The following is a 22,946-nucleotide window of genomic DNA, read 5'->3' as shown; positions in this document are numbered from 1 at the left end:
AAGGCGTTTGCTCCAGCAGGACCGGAGGTCGCGGGGCCGGCGGACGTCCTCCGGCGGCGGTGGCAAGGTTCACTCGGCAAGGATGGGCTTGGCCACGTATCGTGAGAACGTGCGAACAGTACGGAGCCCCGAAGGGCCGTCGAGCGACCGAATGTGACGGCTCGGTGCGGGATTACCGGAGCGGGCGGGGACACCGCGCTGTGGGGAGGCGTCGTGGAGGACTATGCGGGAAGGGTGCTCGCCGACCGCTACCGCCTGCCGTTGCCGCCCTCCGACGCGTTCGAGCTGGCCGAGACGCGCGCCTTCGACACGTACAGCGGCCATGAAGTGCTGGTGCGGCAGGTGCCGTTGCCGGAGGTCGTGGACGCGGAGGTGGTCGACGGCGACGGGCTCGCAGGCGCCGCCGTGCCCCGGCGGATACCGGGGCGGGCGACCCGGCGCCCCACGGACCCGGCCGTGCTCCGGGCCGTCGAGGCCGCGCAGGCGGCGGCGCAGATCCCCGACCATCCGCGCCTCGACCAGGTCTTCGACGTCTTCGCCGAGGACGGCTCGCTCTGGATCGTGAGCGAGCTCGTCGGCGCACGCCCGCTCGCCGCCCTCCTCGCCGAGAAGCCGCTCAGCCCGTACCGCGCGGCCGAGGTGGCGTCCGATGTGCTCACCGCGCTGCGCGTGCTGCACGCCCACGGCTGGACCCACCGGAACATCACCGTGCGCACCGTCCTCGTCTGCGACGACGGCCGCGTGGTGCTCACCGGCCTGGCCTCCGGAGCGGCCGAGGAGGCGCTCTGCGGGTACGCGCCGGTCCCCGAGCCGCCCGGGTCCGGCCCCGACGGTCCAGAGGCCGGTTTCGACGGCCCCGGCCGCGGTCACGACCTCGCGGGCGCCCCGGAAGACACCGGCGCCGAGCCGGTGCCGCGGCCGCGGTTGGGCGGCGCACCGGACGGCCCGGCCGCCCTGGAGCCCGCCCGGTCCGCGTTGCCCCGCCAGGCAGGCACGGACACCGGCCACGTCCCCGACGTACGAGCCGCCAGGGCGGGCGCCATCGCGGCCTACCGCGCGGGCGCCCGCGCGGCGGCCCGCGTCCATGACGGCCAGGCGCGCGACAACGGGCGGTACACGGGCGGGGCCGACGACGACCGCCCCGTGCAGGACGGCCTCGACCCCGACTGGTGGGCCCGTCGCCCGGGCGAGGGCACGGACCTCCGCGCCGGCGACGAGGCAACGGCCTACGACGCCGGCCAGGGCGGGGCATCCGCGTACGACGACGCCGGCCAGGGCAGGGCATCCGCCTACGACGACGCCGGCCACGACGAGGCATCCGCGTACGACGACGACTACGACGACTACGAGGACGGGCACGGCAGCGCCCGCCTCGCCGGGACCTGGCACGACGCTCCGTTCCCCGGCCGTGACGGCCCGGGCCCCCTGTCCGCGGGCGGCAGCCGTCCCGCGCTGCCCGCGGCGCGCCCCGCCCAGGAGCCCCTGCGGAAAGACACGTACCGCGACGACCCCTACGGCGTGCGCCAGGCGGCGGCCGGTCACGGGCGTCCGGACGGCGGCGCCCACGGAGCCCGTCCCGCGCTGCCGGCCGCCCGCCCGGACAGCGCGGCGACGGGCAGCTGGAACCGCGGCGGTGGCGGCGGGGACGCCCTGCGCGCCGACGCCCAGCGCCGTCCACTCCCGGCCGGGGGCTCCCCGGCGCCCGCGTCCGACCGCTGGGACGACGTCGTGGCGGGCGGCGAGTCCGCCCCCGTCTTCCGCGGCCCGACCACGCCCCTGGCGGCCGAGCGTGCGCGCCAGGCGCGGATCGCCGTCGTCGGCGCGGTCACCGAGCGGTGGGCCCCCGAACAGGCCGGACCGGTCCACGAGAACTGGCAGCTGGCCGCCCCCGTCGGACCCGCGACGGACCTGTGGGCGCTCGGCGCGCTGCTCTTCCGGGCCGTCCAGGGCCATGCCCCGTACCCCGAGGAGAGCGCCGCCGAGCTGGTCCAGCTCGTGTGCGCGGAGCCGCCCGCGTTCGCGGAGGAGTGCGGGCCGCTGCGTCCGGTCGTCGAATCGCTGCTGCGTCAGGACCCCACGGAGCGGCCCGACTTCGAGGAGCTGCGCGGCTGGCTGCGGTCTCTGGTGCGCTCCGCGCCGGAGCCCGAGGCGGGCATGGGCGTGGTGCCGCTTCCCGCGGGCCCGGTGGACGCCTCGCGCCTGCCGGTCGTACGGCGGCGGGGCGAGCTGGTGCGCAGGCGCCGGTCCGGCGGCCGGGAGGCGGCGCACGGCCGGCACCGGCAGCAGGGACCGAGAGGCGGTGTCCGTCCGGGGCGGGTCGAGCGCCGGGACCACCTGGTGCGTCCGGAGCGGCAGCCGTACGACGGTCGGGCGCGCGCGCCGCGTGCCCTGGGCCGCATCTTGCTGCTGCTGATCCTGCTCGCCGTGGTGGCGGCCGTCGCGTACGCGTTCCTGTTCATGCCCAAGGCCGGTTCAGGGGAGCCGGACCAGGGCGCCGGCCGCACGGCGGGTGCGGGGCCGAGCCCGGGGCGGACGGGCGGTGACGGGGAGGGCGGTCAGGGGCCCTCGCCGAGCGGGAGCCCCGGTGCGCAGCAGCCGCAGACGTCGGCACCGGCCGCGAACCTGCCCGACGGCTACGTGCTGCGCGAGGACCCCGAGGGCTTCCGGCTCGCCGTCGACGAGGACTGGCAGCGCAGGCCGATCAACGACGCCGGTCAAGTGCGTTATTCCGACGGCGACTTCACGCTGATCGTGGTGCCAGGCCGGGACCGGGTGAGCACCAGCGGCGACGATCCGCTGGTCTACCAGCGCGACAAGGAGCGGGAGCTTCAGCCGTTCCGGGACTCGTCGTGGGCCAGCGCGAGCGGACTGCGCCGCATCGACGTGGGGCAGCAGTCGATGGCGGAGGGCCAGTTCACCTGGCAGGACAGCACCGGCCGCGAGGTGTTCGTCCGCAACCTCGCGCTGATCGTCGGCGACAGCTATCACGTGATCCAGGTGATCGGACCCGCCGACCGCCGGGACCGGGTCACCGAGATCCATCAGCAGGCCACGGCCACGTACCGCGTCACGCGCTGAGTCGCGGCCCCGCCGTCAACCGCCCTGCCGGGCCTCCCGGTTCCGCCCGAACCACCCCGAACCGGCCACTCTTTCACAGAGAGTGACGCCTCGGCAGCTCACCACGCATCACAGTGCGGTCACTTGAGCGAACCTCGGTTCCACGCGCGTACCAACCCTCCGTAACCTGTCAATCCTAAGAACGGGGCGGGTACGTGGAACACACTCACAGCACAGGCACCGGTCTGCTGCTTGCCGGGCGCTACCGGCTCGGCGAGACCATCGGGCGCGGCGGCATGGGAAAAGTCTGGCGCGCGCATGACGAGTTGTTGCACAGAGTAGTCGCCGTCAAGGAACTGACGGCGGGTCTGTACGTCTCCGAGGCAGACCGGATCGTGCTGCACGCCCGGACCCAGAAGGAGGCCCGTGCGGCGGCGCGCATCAGCCATCCCGGAGTCGTCACCGTCCATGACGTGCTGGAGCACGACGCCCGGCCCTGGATCGTCATGCAGTACGTCGACGGTCCGTCGCTCGCCGACGCCGCCAAGGAGCCCGGCCGTATCGACGAGCGGGAGGCCGCCCGGATCGGGCTGCACGTCCTGGGCGCGCTCGGCGCCGCGCATGCGGCCGGGGTGCTCCACCGGGACATCAAGCCCGCCAACGTGCTGCTGGGCCGTGACGGCCGGGCGATGATCACCGACTTCGGGATCGCGGCGATCGAGGGCGACTCGACGATCACCAGGACGGGCGAGATCGTCGGCTCGATCGACTTCCTGGCTCCCGAGCGGGTACGCGGCCACGACCCGGGCCCGGCGTCCGACCTGTGGTCGCTGGGCGCGACGCTGTACACGGCGCTGGAGGGGCAGTCGCCGTTCCGCCGCTCGTCTCCGCTGGCGACGATGCAGGCCGTGGTGGACGACGAGCCGCCCGCGCCCCTGCGGGCGGGACGCCTCGCACCCGTGATCACGGCGCTGCTCCACAAGGACCCGGCGGCCCGCCCCTCGGTGGCCGAGGCCGAGCGGATGCTGACGGAGGCCATGGAGGGCCGGGAGCCGGCCGTGCCGGCGCAGAGGGTGACCCAGCGGCTGCCGTGGGGCGGATTCCCGGCCTCCGGCGCGGGCACGGGCGCGGCGGGTTCCGGCACGGTCCCGGCCACGGCGCCCGGCGCGGGCCCCGTCCGGCCGCGGCGTGGTCCGCGGCTGCGCACGCTCGCCGTCGTCGTGGTCCTCGCGGCGCTGATCGGCGGGGGAGCCGGCCTCGCCGCGATGAAGTACGCGGACCGGGGCGGCGCCCAGGACAGGGCCACGGACAGCGGGCCGACCGGGCAGGCCCGGGCGTCGGACGTTCCCGACGGCTGGGAGCGCGTCAAGGACCCGAAGGGATTCAGCCTCTGGGTGCCCGACGGCTGGAAGCGCCAGGCCGACGGCGACCAGATCGACTACACGCCTGACAACGGCCGCCACCGCATCCGGATCAGCGTCGACCCCTCCCCGGACTTCGAGAACCCCTACATGCACATGCTCGACATGCAGCAGCGGCTGGAGAAGCGCCTCCCGGACTACCGCCGGGTGAAACTGCGTCCCAACACCTTCCGCGACCAGACGCAGTCCGCGCTCTGGGAGTTCACCTGGACCGAGCGCACGGAGCACCCCGGGCCCCGGCGCGCCATCGACCAGATGTACTACGAGGACGACGGCACCGAGTACGCCCTCTACATGTCCGGCCCGGCGAAGGACTGGGCCGTGACGCGCGAGCAGTTCGACACCATGCTCAGAGGCTGGCGGCCGGGACCGAACTGACGTCCGGGCGGTCGTCCGCGGAGATCCGTACTACGGCTTCATCACGCTGCCGACCCCTGTCCAACCATGACAAGCCCCTGATCAGGGCTTATCCGCCAGTGATCGCTGGCGCAATCGTGGGGGCCGGTGAAAAGCTGTTACCGACGGGTACCCAAAGTGCCCGCCGCCGCATACTCTCGCCCCCATGACGGACTCGCAGGCCACCGCAACCGCCCTCGGCACCAACCCCATCGCCGCCTCGCCGGCCGGCGTGCGCACCGCAGCCGACGTGGTCACTCCCGAACTGGTCGCCCAGCTCACCAAGGGTGTGACGGGCTCCGGCCGCACGGCGAACCACGCCCCGTTCACCGGCGAGAAGCTGGCGGACCTGCCCGAGTCCACCCCCGACGACGTGGCCGCCGCCTTCGAGCGGGCCCGCGCCGCCCAGCGCGTGTGGGAAGCCACCCCGGTGCGCGCCCGTGCCGCCGTGCTGCTGCGCTTCCACGACCTGGTCCTCCAGCGCCAGGCCGAGGTGCTGGACCTGATCCAGCTGGAGACGGGCAAGGCCCGGCTCCACGCGCACGAGGAGGTGCAGGCCGTCGCCGTCGCGGCCCGCCACTACGGGCGCAAGGCCCCCGCGTACCTCAGGCCCAAGCACCACACGGGCGTCGTGCCCGTGCTGACGAAGACCACCGAACTGCGCCAGCCGCGCGGGGTCGTGGGCCAGATCGCGCCCTGGAACTACCCGCTGGAGCTGTCCGTCGGCGACGCCCTGCCCGCCTTCGTCTCCGGCAACGCGGTCGTCATGAAGCCCGACACCGAGACCGCGCTCACCGCGCTGTGGGCGCGCGACCTGCTGATCGAGGCGGGCCTGCCCGCCGAGGTGTTCCAGGTGGTCATCGGCGAGGGCCCGGTCGTCGGCCCCGAGGTCGTCAAGCACGCCGACTACGTCTCCTTCACCGGATCGACCCGCACCGGCCGCGAGGTCGCCCAGGGGGCGGCCGCCCGGCTGGTCGGCGTCTCCCTCGAACTCGGCGGCAAGAACGCCATGCTGGTCCTCCACGACGCCGATGTGGAGAAGGCCGCGGCCGGTGCCGTCCGCGCCTGCTTCTCGTCCGCGGGCCAGCTGTGCATCTCCATCGAGCGGCTGTACGTCCACGAGTCGATCGCCGACGAGTTCGTCGAGCGCTTCGCCGCGCGCACCAAGGCGATGCGGCTCGGCAACTCCCTCGCCTACGGCGCGGACATGGGCTCCCTCGTCGGCCCGCGCCAGCTGGAGACCGTCACCCGCCATGTCGAGGAGGCCGTAGCCAAGGGCGCGACCCTCGTCGCCGGCGGCGTCGCCCGCCCCGACATCGGCCCGTACTTCTACGAGCCCACCATCCTCGACGGCGTCGACGCGCCGATGGCCGTGTGCGGCGAGGAGACCTTCGGCCCGGTCGTGTCCGTCTACCGCTTCTCGGACGAGGACAAGGTCGTCGAGCTGGCCAACGCCACCGCGTACGGGCTCAATTCGAGCGTGTGGACCAAGGACGGCAAGCGAGGCCACGCCGTCGCCGCGAAGCTGCGCACCGGCACCGTCAACATCAACGAGGGCTACGCCCCGGCCTACGGCAGCGTCCAGGCGCCCATGGGCGGCATGAAGGACTCCGGGCTCGGCCGGCGGCACGGCTCCGAGGGCATCCTCAAGTACACGGAGGCGCAGACCGTCGCCCAGCAGCGACTGCTGCCGCTCGCCCCGTCGTTCGGCATGGACGACGAGAAGTACGCCGCGTTCATGAGCGTCAGCCTGAAGGCGATGAAGGCCCTGCGCCTGCGCTGACCGCCGGCCCCCCGCACCCGTACGCCCGCACATTTTTCACGAGGAGAGCCATGTCCGAGGTACCCCCTGCCCGAAACCAGGACGCGGGCGGCGATGATGACGGTGACGCGTACGACTACGACGTGATCGTCGTGGGCTCCGGCTTCGGCGGCTCGGTCTCCGCCCTCCGGCTGTCCGAGAAGGGATACCGGGTCGGTGTCCTCGAGGCGGGCCGCCGGTTCACCCGGGAGTCGCTGCCGAAGAACTCCTGGGACCTGCGCAACTACCTCTGGGCCCCCGCGCTCGGCCTGTTCGGCATCCAGCGCATCCACCTGCTCGGCAACGTGATGGTGCTCGCGGGGGCGGGCGTCGGCGGCGGCTCGCTCAACTACGCCAACACGCTCTACGTCCCGCCCGCGCCGTTCTTCAACGACCCGCAGTGGAAGGACATCACCGACTGGCAGGACGAGCTCGCGCCGTACTACGACCAGGCCCGCCGCATGCTCGGCGTACGGCTCAACCCGACGATGACGCCCTCGGACGTCCACCTGAAGGCGACCGCCGAGGCGATGGGCGTGGGCGACACCTTCCACATGGCTCCGGTCGGGGTGTTCTTCGGGGACGGCGAGGACGCCGAGGGATCGGCGAAGGCCAGGCCCGGCCAGGAGGTCGCCGACCCGTACTTCGGCGGGCAGGGCCCCTCGCGCAGGGCGTGCACCGAGTGCGGCGAGTGCATGACGGGCTGCCGGCACGGGGCCAAGAACACCCTCAACGAGAACTACCTGTACCTCGCCGAGAAGGCGGGCGCGGTCGTCCACCCGATGACGTCCGTCGTCGCGGTCACCGAGGACCCGCGCGGCGGCTTCGCGGTCAGGACGCTGCCGAGCGACAACAAGCGCAAGGGGCGGGGCCGTACGTTCCGGGCCCGCCGGGTCGTCATCGCCGCCGGCACGTACGGCACGCAGACCCTGCTGCACCGGATGAAGGACAGCGGGCTGCTCCCGCGGCTGTCCGCGCGCCTCGGCGAACTGACCCGGACCAACTCCGAGGCACTCGTCGGCGCCCAGACCGACAACCGCCGCTACCGCAAGCGCCACGGCGCCGACCGGGTCGACTTCACGCGCGGTGTGGCGATCACGTCCTCGATCCACCCGGACGAGAACACCCACATCGAGCCGGTCCGCTACGGCCGCGGCTCGAACGCCATGGGCGGCATGACGATCCTCCAGGTGCCCTACCGGGTCAAGGGCCGGGTCGCCGGCTGGCTCGGCAACATGGCCAGGCACCCGTTGCTCGCGATCCGCGCGCTGTCCAACCGGCGCTGGTCGGAGCGGACGATCATCGGCCTGGTCATGCAGTCGCTGGACAACTCGCTGACCACCTACCGCAAGCCGAGCGGCCTCGGAAAGGGACTGCTCACCGCCCGCCAGGGCCACGGCGCCCCGAACCCGAACCAGATCCCCGAGGCCACGCGCGCCGCGTCCCTGCTCGCGGAGGAGATCAACGGCTTCGCGGGGTCCAACATCGGTGAGCTCATGGGCACCCCGCTCACCGCCCACTTCCTCGGCGGCTGCCCGATCGGCGCCTCGGCCGAGGAGGGCGTGATCGACCCGTACCACCGGCTGTACGGGCACCCGGGCATCTCGGTCGTCGACGGCTCCGCCGTCTCCGCGAACCTGGGCGTCAACCCGTCGCTGACGATCACGGCGCAGGCGGAGCGCGCGATGTCGTTCTGGCCCAACAACGGGGACGAGGACACCCGCCCTGCCCAGGGCGCCGCCTACGAGCGGCTGTCCCCGGTGGCGCCGAAGTCCCCGGCGGTCCCGGCCGAGGCGTTCGGCGCGCTGAAGCTGCCGTTCCTGGGCATCCCGGCGGTCCCGCCCAAGAAGTAGCCCGCGCGCCCGGGGCCGCCCCCGCGCACGACGAAGGCCGCTGCACCCCCCTCCGAGTGCAGCGGCCTCCTGGCTCTTCGCGGCCGCCGCGCGCCGGAGCGCACAGGAGGCCGTTGTTACGCATGCATGACCTGTGACCAGTGGGGATGGTTGTCCTCACGCCAGAGAAATCCTCCTGTGAGGTGGATCACATGCGAGGTCGTGGCCAAGCCGTGATCTTGTCCCGCGCAACCGTTCACCGCTCCTCCTGGTCACATGACTGCCGCGTCGCTCACCCGGCACGCGGCCCATGGATCCCACCCGACCCAGAGGTTCGTAGATGAGACGCGTCAACTCGTCGGCCCGCGCGCGAGGTTCCGCGGCCGGCGTCGCCGCCGCGGGAATGATCGCCGCTGCCGGGCTCTTCGCCGCTCCCGCCCATGCCGCCGACCCCGTCTTCACGCTCGGCGGTCCCGCGGAGATCGGCCTGCGCCCCCACCCCGGGAGCGGTGCGCCGCAGAAGGCGACGCTGGACGTCACGGTCGACAACCCGCGGGACGAGGACTTCACCGACGAGTACACCGTCGCCTTCGACTTCAGCGGGATCGCGGGCGTGGCGGACGTCCGGTTCGACGGTGATGCCACGAGCGCCGACTGCGAGATCACCGGAACGACGGCGGTGTGCACCGACCACAGCATCTGGGGATCCGCGCTCAACAGCGTGGCCCGCCTGGAGCTCACCGCCGCCGAGGGAAGCGTCCTCGGCGCCGGCGGCGACATCAAGGTCACCGGGAAGTCCGGGACCGCGACGTTCACCCCGTACACGGCCAAGGTGACGGTCGGCGGACCCGACCTCGTCATGCGGCCCCTCGGTCTCCGGCAGGACGTCCTGCCCGGCGAGGCACAGCCCGCGCGGATCTCCTTCGCGAACACGGGCACCGCCGCCGCCGACGGCGTGCTCCTCACGCTGAAGTACACGCACGGCATCGAGATCCCCGAGCGGTACTCCAACTGCGAGTACACCAAGGGCGCCGGCGCGTCGGCCGAGGATGTGCTCTCCACGGCGATCTGTTCGTTCGACGGCTCGTACGAGCCGGGCACCGTCTACGAGCTGGCAGAACCCCTCACCGTCAAGGCCGCGCAGCACGCCTTCCACGAGGACTTCGTCTACCGCGTCGGCGAGAACACGCAGAAGGAACGGGACGCCCAGCGCGCCGGGGCCTCCTTCACCCGGGGCAGCGGCGGGAAGCTCGCCCTGAAGAAGGTGCTCTCCGCCCGCTCCGCGGACCTCGCCCCGCGGGACAACCAGCGGGAGCAGTCCATCCGCGCGAAGAACACCGCCGACTTCGTGGCCTACGGCGCATCCGTCGCCGAGGCCCCCGCCGGGGAGACCGTGCGGACGACCGTCGGTTTCCGCAACGAGGGCCCGGCCTGGATCGGCTACCTCCGCTCCGGCGAGGACATCGGCGTCGTGGACTTCACGGTCCCCGAGGGGGCCGCGGTGACCGGGAAGCCCGACACCTGCACCGGTGTGACGGCCTCCGGCGGCGACCGCGAGCAGCAGCTCGGCGCGCCCCGCTACCTCTGCGCCGTCCCCTCCGTGGTGAGGGAGGACGAGGACTTCGCGCTGCCCTTCGAGATGAAGATCGAGAAGGTGGTCCACCGGGCGGAGGGCAAGGTGACCGTCCGGAACTGGTCGGCGTCCCACCCGGCGCTCCCCTTCGACCCCGACACGGACGACAACACCGCGGCGGTCGTCCTGAACAGCGGGGACGCCGGCTCCGACAGCGGCGGCACGGGTGACCCGGCCACGGGCGGCGGCACCGGCGGTTCCACCGGCGGCGGTGGCGACGACGACGAGTCGACGGGCGGCACCACCGGCGGCTCCACGACGTCCGGGACCTCGGCAGGCGGCGCCACCGCCCAGGGCGGTCTCGCCGCCACCGGCTCCTCGGCCCTGCTTGCCGCGGGCGGCGCGGCCGCAGCGCTCGCCGCGGGTGCGGTGGCGATCGTGGCGGCCCGTCGCCGGCGTACGGACGGCTGACCCGCCCTCCCCACGGGGAGACGACAGGTGAAGGGCCCCGCGGACACCGGTCCGCGGGGCCCTTCCGTTCGGCACCGGCGTCAGGGCTGCGCGGTGCCGTGGCGCGGCGCCGGGGGGCTGCGCCGCGTGGAGGAGGCCGCCGCACCGGCGCTTTCGGGGCGCCTGGGGTTCGGCCTGTCACAGTGCGGTTGCGCAGAGGGGGACGTGCTCGTAACTCGTGTCTGCGGGACGGGCTGCGGCCTGCGCAGCCGTCGGACCGGATGCGGTCGGCGCCGGGCGTCCCCGGAGCCGACCGCCCTTGGGGTGACCGGGCTGCTGTCCCCTGCCGACCGGTCACGCGCGCTGGGGCGAGGTCCCACGACGCACCTGCGGGTGCGTCACACGCTCCAGCGGAGCCACGCGTGGTTTCCCTCGAGGCCCGCCCCTGGCTGGCACGGACATCGGGACCAACGAAGACCGACCGGGTGCGTCACGCGCCGTACGGGTGAGGATGCGCCCGAACGCAGGTGCGCAGGCGTAGGCCCACGGCTCAGATGCGGCCCCGGCACAGCTCCAGCATCGTCATCGCGAGCGAGGTGCCGGGCTTGCCGAGCGCGTCCCTGTAGTGGCCGAGGACCTCCATCTCGCGCGCCAGGTTCACCCGGCGGCCGCCGGAGGCGATCCGGGCGTCCTGGATCACCGCCGAGACGGCCATGCGTTCCTGGATCAGGCCGATGATGCGGTCGTCGAGCGCGTCGATGCGCTCGCGGGCGCCGGCGATCACGTGCGCGGCGTCGTCGGTGCGGGCGCCGGTCTTGTCGAGTACCTCGGTCACGGGGGCTCTCCTTGTGTGGGGGCCCCGGATCGGCACGGCCCGGAGAAAGCCGAAGCGCCCCGGGCCTTGTCGGCCCGGGGCGCCTGGGAAGTCGCTGTCTGAAGCTAGGCAGCACGACCATGGCAGCCGGACGGGCCGGTGCCATAGGTAAAGACGAAGGTCAGCTGCGTGTGCATGCGGTCAGTATGGACCCCGCCCCCGCCCCGTGCCAAAGCCCGGTTCGGATGGTGAGACGAAGGTATGCCCGCCCGTCCCGGTAGAATCGACAAATACCGACCCTCTCCCACCGCCGGAAGGCCGCCAGTGTCATCAGCGTCCCCCGCTGCCGCGCCCGCATCCAACCCGGACGTCGTCCTGGTTGTCGATTTCGGCGCCCAGTACGCCCAGCTCATCGCCCGCCGCGTCCGTGAGGCGCGGGTCTACAGCGAGATCGTCCCGTCCACGATGCCCGTGGCGGAGATGCTGGCGAAGAACCCGAAGGCGATCATCCTCTCCGGCGGCCCGTCGTCGGTGTACGCGGAGGGCGCCCCGCGCCTGGACCGCGAGATCTTCGAGGCCGGCGTCCCCGTCTTCGGCATGTGCTACGGCTTCCAGCTGATGGCCACGACCCTCGGCGGCACCGTCGACAACACCGGTGCGCGTGAGTACGGCCGTACGCCGCTGCACGTCACCAAGCCCGGCTCCACCCTCTTCGAGGGCACGCCCGACGAGCAGCCGGTGTGGATGTCGCACGGCGACGCCTGCTCGGCCGCGCCGGAGGGCTTCACCGTCACCGCGTCCACCGACGTGGTCCCGGTCGCCGCCTTCGAGAACGACGAGAAGAAGCTCTACGGCGTGCAGCACCACCCCGAGGTGATGCACTCCACCTACGGCCAGCAGGTCCTGGAGCACTTCCTCTACCGCGGCGCCGGCATCGAGCCGAGCTGGACCACGGGCAACGTCATCGAGGAGCAGATCGCGGCGATCCGCGAGCAGGTCGGCACCAAGCGCGCCATCTGCGGTCTGTCCGGCGGTGTGGACTCGGCGGTCGCCGCGGCCCTCGTCCAGAAGGCCATCGGCTCCCAGCTGACCTGCGTCTACGTCGACCACGGCCTGATGCGCAAGGGCGAGACCGAGCAGGTCGAGAAGGACTTCGTGGCCGCGACCGGCGTCCAGCTCAAGGTCGTCGACGCGGAGAAGCGGTTCCTCGACGCGCTCGCGGGCGTCTCCGACCCCGAGGAGAAGCGCAAGATCATCGGCCGGGAGTTCATCCGGGTCTTCGAGCAGGCGCAGGCCGAGATCGTGGCGGAGGCCGCGGGCGGCGAGGACGTCGCCTTCCTTGTGCAGGGCACGCTCTACCCGGACGTCGTCGAGTCCGGCGGCGGCACCGGCACCGCCAACATCAAGTCGCACCACAACGTGGGCGGTCTGCCCGAGGACCTCGAGTTCGAGCTCATCGAGCCGCTGCGCAAGCTGTTCAAGGACGAGGTCCGCATGGTCGGCCAGGAGCTCGGCCTGCCGGAGGAGATCGTCCAGCGCCAGCCGTTCCCCGGCCCCGGTCTCGGCATCCGCATCGTCGGCGAGGTCACCAAGGAGCGCCTGGACCTGCTGCGCGAGGCGGACGCCATCGCCCGTGAGGAGCTCACCGCGGCCGGCCTCGACCGCGACATCTGGCAGTGCCCGGTCGTGCTGCTCGCCGACGTTCGCAGCGTCGGCGTCCAGGGCGACGGCCGCACCTACGGCCACCCGATCGTCCTGCGCCCCGTCTCGTCCGAGGACGCCATGACGGCCGACTGGACGCGCATGCCGTACGAGGTGCTCGCGAAGATCTCCACCCGGATCACCAACGAGGTCGCCGACGTCAACCGCGTGGTGCTCGACGTGACGAGCAAGCCGCCGGGCACCATCGAGTGGGAGTGAGTCTCCCCGCCGCCGTACGCGACGCCGTCGCCCGCCTCGTGCGGGTGGCGGCGTCGCCGTATGCGGGGGCCGCAGCTGAAGGGGCGCGCGGGTGTCGAAAGGGAGAACGCGCGGAGGTCCCGAGGAAAGAGGGAGCGAGCACGATCGACCGTCGGCGCACGCTTATGGCGCCCCGGAGGGGAACCAAGCCCCTGAGGTCCGGGGCCGCTCTGGTCAGTTGACCTCCGCGGCGTTACCTTCCGGGCCATGACGTTCACGCCGGAGCCCTTGCCCGTGGAGCAGTTGCGGTTCGCGATGCCGCCCGTCCACGAGTCGGTCGTCGAGGAGCGCGCGTACCGCAAGGAGCGGCTCGCCGGGGCGCTGCGGCTGTTCGGGCGTTTCGGGTACGAGGACGGGGTGTCGGGACACATCACCGCACGGGACCCGGAATTCACCGACTGCTTCTGGGTGAACCCCTTCGGCGTCCCCTTCGCCCATGTCTCCGCCGGCGACCTGGTCCTCGCCGACCGGTGGGGCCGGGCCGTCGTCGGCCGGCACCGCGTCAACCAGGCCGCTTTCACCGTGCACGCCCAGGTGCACCTGGCCCGCCCCGACGTCGTCGCGGTCGCCCACACCCACACGGTGCACGGGCGGGCGCTGGCCGCGCTGGGCCGCCCGGTCGAGCCCCTCACCCAGGAGGCGTGCGCCTTCTACGAGGACCACGCGGTGGTCGACGCGTACACGGGGGCGGGCGTGGACGAGGACGAGGGGCGGCGGATCGCGGAGGCGCTCGGGCGGCGCAAGGCGCTCGTGCTGCGCAACCACGGGCTGCTGACCGTCGGCGACTCGGTCGACGCCGCCGCCTGGTGGTTCATCTCGATGGAGCGCTGCGCGCAGGTGCAGCTGGCGGCGCGGGCCGCGGGCAAGGCCGTGCCCATCGGACGCCGGGAGGCGCTGGCCACCCGCGAACAGCTGGGCGGCGACCTGGTGGCCTGGATCAGCTTCCAGCCGCTGTGGCAGCAGATCAGCCGCGCCGAACCGGACCTCTTCCAGTAGCCGAGGTCAACCCCGCTCCGCCGGTTTCACCCTTCCTGGCCTCGACCATCGGGGTGGCGGCGGTTTGCGTACGGCACAATTCCCATGCATCACAAGGCGGTTGGCCTGGCGATGCGGAGAGGTGGCGTTCGGTCGTGGCGGTGCAAGAAGCGGGACAGTGCGACACGTGCGCGCACGGGGCGCGCGAAGGTCATCGGCGCGCGGTGGCCGAATTCCTCGCCAAACGGGACGAGTTCGCGGCGGGTGGAGGGCTTCCCGCGGGCGTCGCCCATTCACCGGGTGCGTCGCGGCAGTGGGTGTCCGACGAGCTGACGCAGTCGGCCCGCACCGTCGCAGGCCTCGACCGGGCCGTGGCCGCGTCCCGGCTGCGCAAGGTGCGGCTGCGCACCCTGGCCGGGGTGTGGGGGTGCTTCACGGCGCTCGTCGTCGCCCAGACGGCGACCGCGATCGGCACGGGCTGGACCCCGACGCGCACGGCAGGGCTGCTCGCCGCGCTCGTCGTCGCCGGCGCCCTCACCGGCGCGGCGCGGGCGCACGGGGCCCGAGGCGGCCTCCTCGCCGTGCTGACCGGTGAGGACAACCGCCTGTCCACCTCCCGTACGGTCGCCGCCGCCTGGCTGCTCGTCGTCTGCGGCACCCTGCTGCATCTCGCCTTCCTGCCGGCCGGAGCCTCGTCGGGCGTCCGGCGCGACAGGCTCGCCGAGGGGCTGGGGCTCGCCGCCGGAGGCGGGCTGCTGTGCGTCTTCGCCGTCGTGTGCGCGATCGCCGTCGGGGTGCGCAGGACCGTGGCCGTACGGGTCGCCGCGCTGCGGCTGCAGAAGGTGCGCGCCGACCACCCGCGCGCCTCCGACCTGTTCTGCGACGACTCCGGGCGGGCCGCCTTCGCCGACGGGCAGTACGTGCTGGTCAACGCTGCCGCCGTCGTTCTCGCCCTGACCGCGCTGGCCCGCGCCCCCGAGCGGCTGCCCCACATCCCGTGGGGGCTCGTGCTGCTGGTGGCGTTGTCGGCCGGGACGTATTTCGCCGGCAAGCACGCGGAGGGTGGCCGGCCCGTCGTGATGTCGGTGGTACGGGCCCGGGAGGCCGGTGACCTGGACGGGCCCATCCGTACAGGTGACGACATCGAGATCCGGGGCACCGGCTTCGTGCCGCCGGGCGCGGAACGGCCGGACCTGCTGGCGAAGCTCGTCGTCCGCTTCGGCGCGGTCCATGTGCACGTGCCGCTCATCCCGGTGGCGGGCGGCTTCGCCAATCCGGCCGACACCCTGCTCACGGTGCCCGTGCCCGTGGAGGTCGAGCCTGGCCAGGTCGACGTGCAGGTGGTGACGGCCGCCGGAGTGGCGAGCAACCGCTGCCTCATCGCGATCACCGACTGACCCCGCAGCGCCCGTGCCGGGGCCGACCGGAGTCGTCGGCCGACATGTCACCCACCTGTCACAGCGTGTGGCGCACGCCTGGTGAGCGGCAGGGCCTCGCCGTACGTATGGTCGTCTGAGGGCCTAAGCGAAGGCGGGACGAGCGATGACATACACCTACCAGACGACACCGATCTACAGGACGGACAGCGACGGGCCGCGCGGCTGGAGAGAGCAGGCCACCCGGTACGCGCTGCTGCCGCTGCGGCTGTTCCTCGGCGTGACCTTCGTCTACGCCGGCCTCGACAAACTCACCGACAGCCGGTTCCTGGCGGCGAGCGGCACCGGCTCCATCGGCGAGGTGATGAACTCGGTGCGCGACGGCTCCGCCGTCCCCTGGCTCGTCGACCTGGCGCTGAAGAACCCGGAGGCCTTCGGCCATGCCATCGCCATCGGCGAGATCGCCGTCGGCCTCGCCACCCTGGTCGGGCTGCTCGCCCGGCTGGCCGCCCTCGGCGGCGCGCTCATCTCGCTGAGCCTGTGGCTGACCGTGAGCTGGCAGACCGATCCGTACTACTACGGCAACGACCTGGCCTACCTCATGGCCTGGCTGCCGCTGGTGCTCGCCGGCGCCTCGGTGTTCTCCCTCGACGCCGTGCTGCGGGCCCGGCGGCGCCGGACCATGTAGTGCAGGGCGGCGACGGTCCCCGCCAGGACCAGACCGCCGAACACGACCGGGAAGGCGACGAACCAGGGGGTGTGCCAGGCGCCCGCCGCATCGCCCCCGTACAGCAGGGCGGCTGTCAGGACGGACAGTCCGGCTACCAGCCTGCCCGGACGGAAATCGTGCCGGAGCTCACGACGCGGCACGGGTCACCTCCACCTGTCCGATGCCCAGTTCCAGATCGAGGACGAGCGTCCCGCCCGGTCGCGCTCCCGGCGGGGCGGGAAGCGTCCTGCGCCGGTCCTGGCCCGGGCCGACGTCCACATCGTCCGGCGCGTCGTCGGGCAGCCTGATGTCTCCGACCCCCACCTCGGCCTCCAGCCGCACGGCGGCGTCCTTCGGCACGACGACCCTCAGGTGACCCAGCCCCATCTCCGCCCTCGTCGACACCGTCTGCCCGGCGGGCAGTTCGAGGGCGGAGAGGTCGAGGGTGCCCTGCCCCGAGCCCATCTCGTAGCTCGGCCGGACGGCCGTCGCCGACGCCGGCGCCCACGTCCTCTCGCCGAACTTCGTGCTGATGTCCTTCGGCAGGGCCGCGGCGCCCGCCAGCAGAGCCGCCGTCACCATCGTCAGCAGGACCGTGCCGAAACCGGTGCGGCCCAGCAGCGCGCTCACCAGGAGGCCGAGGCCGAACACGGCCAGAGCGGCGACGAGCCCGATCTGCAGGGCCGTGCCCAGCGGCCGGCTCTCCCAGCTCAGGCCCGTGCCCAGACCGCCCGCGACCAGTGCCAGCAGGAACACGGTGCCGCCGATCCCGCGCGGGCCGCGCGGCTGCGGCACCACCACGGCGTCGGCCGGGCGCGTGCCGGCGCGCGGCGGAGCGACGGCACTCTCGGCGAGCGCCGACTCGGGGCCCCACAGATATCCGGTGGGCACCGGTCCGGTCGTACCGTCCTTGACGATCGGGTCGCGCCACCAGGACGGGCTGTCCGGTACGGGAGGGGCCTTCGTCTCGGGCGGCGCCTCGGCGACGGCGTGCGCCGCGGCCGTGGCCGTGTGCTCGCCGCCGGGCGGGGTGTGCGTACGCCGCTGGGACCACACGGCCGCGCCGGTCACCGCCAGCGAGAGCATCGTGACGAAGCCGAGCATGTTTCCGTTGCCCAGCATCGTCAGGAGGAGTCCGCAGCCGAGCAGGGCGAGCAGCACGGCGCTCAGCGAGGCGCCGTCGACGCGGCCCGAGAGCATCCTGCGGAACTCGTTCTCCTCCTCGTCGTCGGCCGGGATCAGCAGCCAGGCGAAGCCGTAGAAGATCAGACCGATGCCGCCGGTCACCGACAGCACGCCGATCACGATCCGGAAGATCACCGGGTCTATGTCGCAGTGCCTGCCCAGCCCGGCGCAGACGCCGGCCACGACCTTGTGGCGCGGGGCGCGGCGCAGCCGCGACGGCGGCTCCTGCGGTGGCTGGGGCGGCGCGGCGGTCGGCTGGGTCATGACTCCATGGTGACGGGCCCGGCGCCGGGGCGGCAGCCGCCCCGACCCTGGCCGTCCCCTGATATTCCCCCTGAGGGACGGGGACTTCTCAGGGTCGGATTAAGGGACGGCCCTGATGACCGGCCCGGCCGGGCCGTGTGACGATCAGGGCATGCCCCTCGCCGCCCGTCCGACCGAGACCGAAGAGATGGCCGTCCGCAAGCTGTACCGCAGCGCCGACGGACGCATGCTCGGCGGTGTGGCGCGCGGTCTCGCCGGACACCTCGGGCTGCCGGTCGTCTGGGTGCGCCTCCTCTTCCTCGCCCTGTTCATGGCGGACGGCCTCGGCGCCCTGCTGTACGCGGTCTTCTGGATCGTCGTACCGCTCGGCGTCGGCGGCCGGGCAGCCGAGCCGCGCTCCGTCTTCGAGATCACGCCCGACGGCCGGCGCCGGCTGCGCAAGCCCGACACGGGGCAGCTGTTCGCTCTGGTCGCACTGCTCGTCGGCGCGGCGGTCTTCGTCGGCAATGTCGACACCAACGGCACCGCCAACCGCTACGTGTGGCCGACGCTGCTCATCGGCGCCGGTGTGGTGCTGGTGTGGCGGCAGGCGGACAACGCGCGCAGGGCCCGCTGGGCCAGTCTCGCCACGGACAGCAGGCGCCGCCGCCTGGTGCAACTGGCGCGCGCCCTCGCCGGGGTGGCGCTCGTGGGCATGGGCCTGACCGTGTTCATGGTGGTGCGCGGCTCGGCGGCCCAGCTGGGCAACGTGCTGACGGCCGCCATCGCCGTCATCGCCGGGGTCGCCCTGCTCGCGGGCCCCTGGCTGGTGCGGATGACCCAGGACCTCTCCGAGGAGCGGACCATGCGCATCCGCGCCCAGGAGCGGGCCGAGGTCGCGGCCCACGTCCACGACTCCGTCCTGCACACCCTCACCCTGATCCAGCGGAACGCGGACGACCGCGGCGAGGTGCGCAGGCTCGCCCGCGCCCAGGAGCGCGAGCTGCGGAACTGGCTCTACCGCCCGGAGGGCACCGGCAAGGACGAGGACGAGGAGCCCGGCACCCTCGCCGAGGCGGTCAAGAGGACCGCCGCCGAGGTCGAGGACAAGCACGGCGTGCCCCTGGAGGTCGTGGTCGTCGGGGACTGCCCGCTCGACGAGAAGCTGGCCGCACAGATGCAGGCCGCGCGCGAGGCGATGGTCAACGCCGCCAAGTACGGTGGCGCGGGAGGGGCGGTCCAGGTCTACGCGGAGGTCGAGGGGCGCACCGTCTTCGTCTCCGTGCGGGACCGGGGGCCGGGGTTCGACCTGGATGCCGTTCCCGGCGACAGAATGGGCGTAAGAGAATCGATCATCGGCCGGATGCAGCGCAACGGCGGCACGGCACGGCTGCGCACGGTGCCCGGCGGGGGCACCGAGGTGGAGCTCGAGATGGAGAGGGCTGACGGATGACCGAGTCTGCGGAAGAGAGCGCCGAGCGGCGCGTGCGGGTCGTGCTCGTCGACGACCACCGGATGTTCCGCGCCGGTGTGCAGGCCGAGATCGGGGAGACCGGGCGCACCGGGGTCGAGGTCGTCGGTGAGGCCGCCGACGTCGACCAGGCGGTCACCGTGATCATGGCGACCCGGCCGGAGGTCGTCCTGCTGGACGTGCACCTGCCCGGCGGCGGAGGCGTGGAGGTGCTGCGCCGCTGTGCGCCGCTGATGGCATCGGCGGAGCACCCGGTGCGCTTCCTGGCGCTGTCGGTGTCGGACGCCGCCGAGGACGTCATCGGCGTGATCCGCGGCGGGGCCCGGGGCTATGTCACCAAGACGATCACCGGCGGGGACCTGGTCGACTCGATCTTCCGGGTGCAGGACGGCGACGCGGTGTTCTCGCCGCGGCTCGCCGGCTTCGTGCTGGACGCGTTCGCCTCGACCGACGCGCCGCCGGTCGACGAGGACCTGGACCGGCTCACCCAGCGGGAGCGCGAGGTGCTGCGGCTGATCGCGCGCGGGTACGCGTACAAGGAGATCGCCAAGCAGCTGTTCATCTCGGTGAAGACGGTCGAGTCGCATGTGTCGGCGGTGCTGCGGAAGTTGCAGCTGTCCAACCGCCACGAGCTCACGCGGTGGGCGACGGCCCGGCGCCTGGTCTGACGCCGGGCGCGACCCGCGCGGCCATCCCGGACGGCTCCGGACGCTACGAGACCCGCGTCGCCCCGGCGAAGGGCATGTGGTCGATCGGTGCGACGCGCACGGGCGCGCCGGGCCGCGGCGCGTGGATCATCTGGCCGCCGCCGATGTACAGGCCGACGTGCGAGATGCCGGAGTAGAAGAAGACCAGGTCCCCGGGGGCGAGTTGGGCGCGGGAGACGCGCTGCCCGGCGTTGATCTGGGTGTATGTGGTGCGGGGCAGTGAGACTCCGGCCGAGCGCCAGGCGGCCTGGGTGAGCCCGGAACAGTCGTATGCGGACGGCCCGGTCGCCCCCCACACGTACGGCTTGCCGAGTGTGCCGTAGGCGTAGGCGACGGCCTGTGCGGCCCGGCCGTTCGGCGGCTTGAGCGCGCCGCGGGGTGCGGTGGAGCGGTCGGCGCGGGCGGGATCGGCCGGTCCGGCGTCATACGCGGCGCGCTGCTCGGCGGTCAGCCGGGCCAGCAGGCGTTCGGCGGCGGCCAGTTTGTTCTTCACGACGGCTTTGTGTCGTGCCAGTTCCCGGCGGTGCCGCTCCAGTTCGGCCGTCGTCTCGCCGGCCTGTGCCCTGAGCCTGCCGAGGTCCACGAGCCGGCGGTGCACACCGGCGACGGCGGCCGCGTGCCGCTCGCCGACCCGCTCGGCGAGCGAGGCGCGCGCCAGGTACTCGTCGGGGTCCGAGGTCAGCGCGAGCTGCAGGCCGGGATCGATGCCGCCGGAACGGTACTGCGCGGTGGCGACGGAACCGAGTGCGTTGCGGGAGGCGTTGAGCCGCTCCGTGCGGCGGGCGGCCTCGTCGCGCAGCTCGTCGAGCGCTCCGCGGGCCTGCGCCGTCAGCTCCTTGGCGCCGTTGTACTTCTCGGTCGCCTCCCCGGCCTCCTGGTACAGCCGGTCGACGCGGGCCTTGAGCTGGGCGGGCGTGAGACGGGGCTCGGCGTGCGCCGAGCCGTCGAGCGCGGTCGTGGTCGCCGCGCCTGCGAGCGCGAGGGTGGCTGCGGTGCGGGCGGCCGGCCCGGTGAGCGGATGCTGCCTCGGTTTCCGGTGCGCTGCCACGGGGCGTACACGTCCTTCCTGCGTACCTGCGTACCTGCGTACCTGCGTACCTGCGGTCCGGCGGCGTACCGCACGGGGGAGCGGTACGCCGCCGGATCTTTCGGCGGGGGTGGCCGAGCCGTCCGGCTGCACGACGGCGGTGGGGAGCCGGCCACCTGGGCGCTGACGCTAAACCGGGCGGTCCCGGGACGGAGAGGTGACGACGGGAAGTGCCCGAACCTGGACGGCGATGTCCGCTTTCTGTGCGCCGGACGCCGGTGCCCGGCCGCATTGCGGCGCAGGGCCGACCGAACGCCGCGATCGGGCTCCCCCGGCCGCCGGACGGTGGTACGGCGCCGATTAGGCTCCGCCCCATGGACGTACTCATCAATGTCTTCGTCGCGCTGCACATCATCGGCATCGCCTCCCTGCTGGGCGGCTTCCTGACCCAGATGAAGGCGATGGGCGCGGGCACGGCCCGCTTCAACCCGGTGATGCTGCACGGTGCGCTGACGATGCTGATCACAGGCGTCGCGCTGGTGGGCCTCAACCAGGCCGACGACCAGACGGTGAACAACCTCAAGATCGCCATCAAGCTGGCGGTCCTGGTGGTGATCCTCGGCCTGGTCTACGTCAAGCGGGACGAGGAGCGGGTCGACAAGGCGCTCTTCGGCGCCGTCGGCGGTCTGACGGTCGCGAACGTCTTCATCGCGACGCTCTGGACCTGACCGACCCCCGGCACACGCGTGCCCGGACGGCGGGACCGTCCGGGCACGCGGGGTGAGCGACCGGGTCAGACCGGGCGGACGCTGCCGTAGATCGGCATGTAGTAGATGGACTCCTCGCGGACGTTCTCGCCCGGCTTCGGCGCGTGGATCATCTTGCCGTCGCCGATGTAGATGCCGACGTGGCTGATGTCGTCGTAGAAGAAGACGAGATCGCCGGGGAGCAGGTCCGCCGTCGCCACGCGCTGCCCCACCTCCACCTGGTCCCAGGTGGTGCGCGGCAGATCGACGCCCGCCGCCTTCCAGGCCGCCTGGGTGAGCCCCGAGCAGTCGTACGAGGACGGGCCCGTCGCCCCCCACACGTACGGCTTGCCGATCTGGGCGCGGGCGAAGGCGAGGACTTCGTCGGCCCTGGTCGCGTAAGCGTCGTCGCCGGTCCCGGTTCCCGTCTCCAGGGGCGGCTGGTCGCTCTCCTGGCGCTGCCGCTCCGCCTCGGCCTCGGCGCGGGCTCTGGCCTCCGCCTCGGCCTTCGCCTTCGCCTCCGCTCTGCGCCGCGCCTCCGCCTCCTTCTCGCGCTCGATCGCCGCCAGCCGGGCCTTCTCCTCGGCGGTCAGCTTCGACAGCAGGGTGCGCGCCTCGGCCAGCTTCGTCTGGACCTTCTCCTTGCTGATGCGCAGGGCCTGCTGGGAGTCGGTCAGCGACTCCAGCCGCTTCGTCGCCTCCGCCCGCTGCTTCGCGGCGGCCGCGCGCCGGGTCTCGTAGTCGGTGACGGCGGTCCGCTGCTGGTCGGTCATCCGGTCCATCAGCTGCGTCTGGTCGAAGTACGCCTGGGGGCTGTCCGCGAACAGCAGCGCCGCGGTCGGGGTGACCGCGCCGGTGCGGTACTGCGCCGCGGCATAGGCGCCGAGGGCGCGACGCGACTCGTTGAGCTTCTCCGCGCGCGTGGCCGCCTCCTCGAACAGGGTGTCGACCTCGCGCCGCTTCTCGGCGGTGGCCTCCTTCGCCTTGTTGTACTCCTGGGTCGCGCTGCCCGCCTGCCGGTAGAGGTCGTCGACCTTCTTCTGCACCTCTTCGACGGAGGGCTTGGGGTCGCTGGGCGCGGCGGTGGCGCTCTGTGTCGACAGGAGGGCGGCGCCGGCGAGGGCGGCCGTCGTGAACCCGACGGCGTGGGAGGGTTTCGTGCTGCGGCTGCGGATCCTGCGATGCGACGCCAAGGCCGGCATCT

16 protein-coding genes are annotated in these 22,946 nt (G+C 73.1%); 12 read left to right on the top strand and 4 right to left on the bottom strand.

Annotation, left to right across the window (positions count from 1 at the left end; genetic code table 11):
* Positions 1-213 precede the first annotated feature (213 nt).
* The 5 genes from QFZ82_RS16640 to QFZ82_RS16620 all read left to right on the top strand — a co-directional run bounded on the left by QFZ82_RS16640 (position 214) and on the right by QFZ82_RS16620 (position 10,551).
* A complete protein-coding gene (locus QFZ82_RS16640) occupies positions 214-3,078 on the top strand; it encodes a protein kinase (protein WP_307713931.1) in 2,865 nt (954 codons plus the stop codon).
* A 194-nt stretch (positions 3,079-3,272) separates the two neighbouring features.
* Positions 3,273-4,856, top strand: coding sequence for a serine/threonine-protein kinase (locus QFZ82_RS16635; protein ID WP_307713930.1), 1,584 nt, complete (start codon positions 3,273-3,275; stop codon positions 4,854-4,856).
* Between the two features lie 184 nt (positions 4,857-5,040).
* Positions 5,041-6,657, top strand: a complete 1,617-nt coding sequence (locus QFZ82_RS16630) for a succinic semialdehyde dehydrogenase (RefSeq protein ID WP_307713929.1) — start codon at positions 5,041-5,043, stop codon at positions 6,655-6,657.
* A gap of 50 nt (positions 6,658-6,707) precedes the next feature.
* Positions 6,708-8,528: a GMC oxidoreductase gene (locus QFZ82_RS16625; protein WP_307713928.1), complete on the top strand. Its 1,821-nt coding sequence runs from the start codon at positions 6,708-6,710 to the stop codon at positions 8,526-8,528.
* 319 nt (positions 8,529-8,847) lie between these two features.
* On the top strand, positions 8,848-10,551 hold the full coding sequence (locus tag QFZ82_RS16620; RefSeq protein WP_307713927.1) for a peptidase: 1,704 nt from the start codon (positions 8,848-8,850) through the stop codon (positions 10,549-10,551).
* 529 nt (positions 10,552-11,080) lie between these two features.
* On the opposite strand, the gene QFZ82_RS16615 is transcribed toward QFZ82_RS16620, so the two are convergent.
* Positions 11,081-11,365, bottom strand: a complete 285-nt coding sequence (locus tag QFZ82_RS16615) for a chorismate mutase (RefSeq protein WP_177148674.1) — start codon at positions 11,363-11,365, stop codon at positions 11,081-11,083.
* A gap of 303 nt (positions 11,366-11,668) precedes the next feature.
* On the opposite strand from QFZ82_RS16615, the gene guaA reads away from it, so the two are divergent.
* The 4 genes from guaA to QFZ82_RS16595 all read left to right on the top strand — a co-directional run bounded on the left by guaA (position 11,669) and on the right by QFZ82_RS16595 (position 16,342).
* Positions 11,669-13,264 carry a glutamine-hydrolyzing GMP synthase gene (gene guaA / locus QFZ82_RS16610; protein ID WP_307713926.1) on the top strand — a complete coding sequence of 532 codons (1,596 nt, stop codon included), beginning with the start codon at positions 11,669-11,671 and terminating at the stop codon, positions 13,262-13,264.
* Positions 13,265-13,510: 246 nt separating this feature from the next.
* Entirely contained in the window at positions 13,511-14,299 is a 789-nt protein-coding gene (locus tag QFZ82_RS16605; RefSeq protein WP_307713925.1) for a class II aldolase/adducin family protein, read from the top strand.
* A gap of 134 nt (positions 14,300-14,433) precedes the next feature.
* A complete protein-coding gene (locus tag QFZ82_RS16600) occupies positions 14,434-15,675 on the top strand; it encodes a hypothetical protein (protein WP_307713924.1) in 1,242 nt (413 codons plus the stop codon).
* A gap of 145 nt (positions 15,676-15,820) precedes the next feature.
* The gene (locus QFZ82_RS16595) at positions 15,821-16,342 is read left to right on the top strand and encodes a DoxX family protein (protein WP_307713923.1); all 522 of its coding nucleotides are present in this window, start codon (positions 15,821-15,823) and stop codon (positions 16,340-16,342) included.
* 168 nt (positions 16,343-16,510) lie between these two features.
* Here QFZ82_RS16595 and QFZ82_RS16590 read toward each other — a convergent pair whose 3' ends face one another.
* Positions 16,511-17,812: a PspC domain-containing protein gene (locus tag QFZ82_RS16590; RefSeq protein WP_307713922.1), complete on the bottom strand. Its 1,302-nt coding sequence runs from the start codon at positions 17,810-17,812 to the stop codon at positions 16,511-16,513.
* 151 nt (positions 17,813-17,963) lie between these two features.
* Between QFZ82_RS16590 and QFZ82_RS16585 the strand changes: the two genes are divergently transcribed.
* Together QFZ82_RS16585 and QFZ82_RS16580 are read left to right on the top strand one after the other, a co-directional pair.
* A complete protein-coding gene (locus QFZ82_RS16585; protein WP_307713921.1) occupies positions 17,964-19,244 on the top strand; it encodes an ATP-binding protein in 1,281 nt (426 codons plus the stop codon).
* Positions 19,241-19,930 carry a response regulator transcription factor gene (locus QFZ82_RS16580; protein WP_307713920.1) on the top strand — a complete coding sequence of 230 codons (690 nt, stop codon included), beginning with the start codon at positions 19,241-19,243 and terminating at the stop codon, positions 19,928-19,930. The genes QFZ82_RS16585 and QFZ82_RS16580 overlap by 4 nt, the downstream gene beginning before the upstream one ends.
* Positions 19,931-19,973: 43 nt before the next feature.
* Here QFZ82_RS16580 and QFZ82_RS16575 read toward each other — a convergent pair whose 3' ends face one another.
* The gene (locus tag QFZ82_RS16575) at positions 19,974-21,017 is read right to left on the bottom strand and encodes a C40 family peptidase (protein ID WP_307713919.1); all 1,044 of its coding nucleotides are present in this window, start codon (positions 21,015-21,017) and stop codon (positions 19,974-19,976) included.
* A gap of 353 nt (positions 21,018-21,370) precedes the next feature.
* On the opposite strand from QFZ82_RS16575, the gene QFZ82_RS16570 reads away from it, so the two are divergent.
* Positions 21,371-21,724 carry a hypothetical protein gene (locus tag QFZ82_RS16570; protein WP_307713918.1) on the top strand — a complete coding sequence of 118 codons (354 nt, stop codon included), beginning with the start codon at positions 21,371-21,373 and terminating at the stop codon, positions 21,722-21,724.
* A gap of 65 nt (positions 21,725-21,789) precedes the next feature.
* Here the strand turns inward: QFZ82_RS16570 and QFZ82_RS16565 are convergent, their stop codons facing one another.
* On the bottom strand, positions 21,790-22,944 hold the full coding sequence (locus tag QFZ82_RS16565; protein WP_307713917.1) for a C40 family peptidase: 1,155 nt from the start codon (positions 22,942-22,944) through the stop codon (positions 21,790-21,792).
* Positions 22,945-22,946 lie beyond the last annotated feature (2 nt).

The sequence above is a fragment of the Streptomyces sp. V4I23 genome (assembly GCF_030817975.1).
Taxonomy (GTDB): Bacteria; Actinomycetota; Actinomycetes; order Streptomycetales; family Streptomycetaceae; genus Streptomyces.
Note: the sequence above shows the minus strand (reverse complement) of the source record. Positions and strands in the feature narration are given on the sequence as shown.

Bases quoted from the DNA above. Each gene is read 5' to 3' on its own strand.
- QFZ82_RS16630 (WP_307713929.1), top strand. From the start codon at position 5,041: ATGACGGACTCGCAGGCCACCGCAACCGCCCTCGGCACCAACCCCATC.
- QFZ82_RS16625 (WP_307713928.1), top strand. From the start codon at position 6,708: ATGTCCGAGGTACCCCCTGCCCGAAACCAGGACGCGGGCGGCGATGAT.
- QFZ82_RS16620 (WP_307713927.1), top strand. From the start codon at position 8,848: ATGAGACGCGTCAACTCGTCGGCCCGCGCGCGAGGTTCCGCGGCCGGC.
- QFZ82_RS16605 (WP_307713925.1), top strand. From the start codon at position 13,511: ATGACGTTCACGCCGGAGCCCTTGCCCGTGGAGCAGTTGCGGTTCGCG.
- QFZ82_RS16595 (WP_307713923.1), top strand. From the start codon at position 15,821: ATGACATACACCTACCAGACGACACCGATCTACAGGACGGACAGCGAC.
- QFZ82_RS16590 (WP_307713922.1), bottom strand. From the start codon at position 17,812: ATGACCCAGCCGACCGCCGCGCCGCCCCAGCCACCGCAGGAGCCGCCG.
- QFZ82_RS16585 (WP_307713921.1), top strand. From the start codon at position 17,964: ATGCCCCTCGCCGCCCGTCCGACCGAGACCGAAGAGATGGCCGTCCGC.
- QFZ82_RS16580 (WP_307713920.1), top strand. From the start codon at position 19,241: ATGACCGAGTCTGCGGAAGAGAGCGCCGAGCGGCGCGTGCGGGTCGTG.
- QFZ82_RS16570 (WP_307713918.1), top strand. From the start codon at position 21,371: ATGGACGTACTCATCAATGTCTTCGTCGCGCTGCACATCATCGGCATC.
- QFZ82_RS16565 (WP_307713917.1), bottom strand. From the start codon at position 22,944: ATGCCGGCCTTGGCGTCGCATCGCAGGATCCGCAGCCGCAGCACGAAA.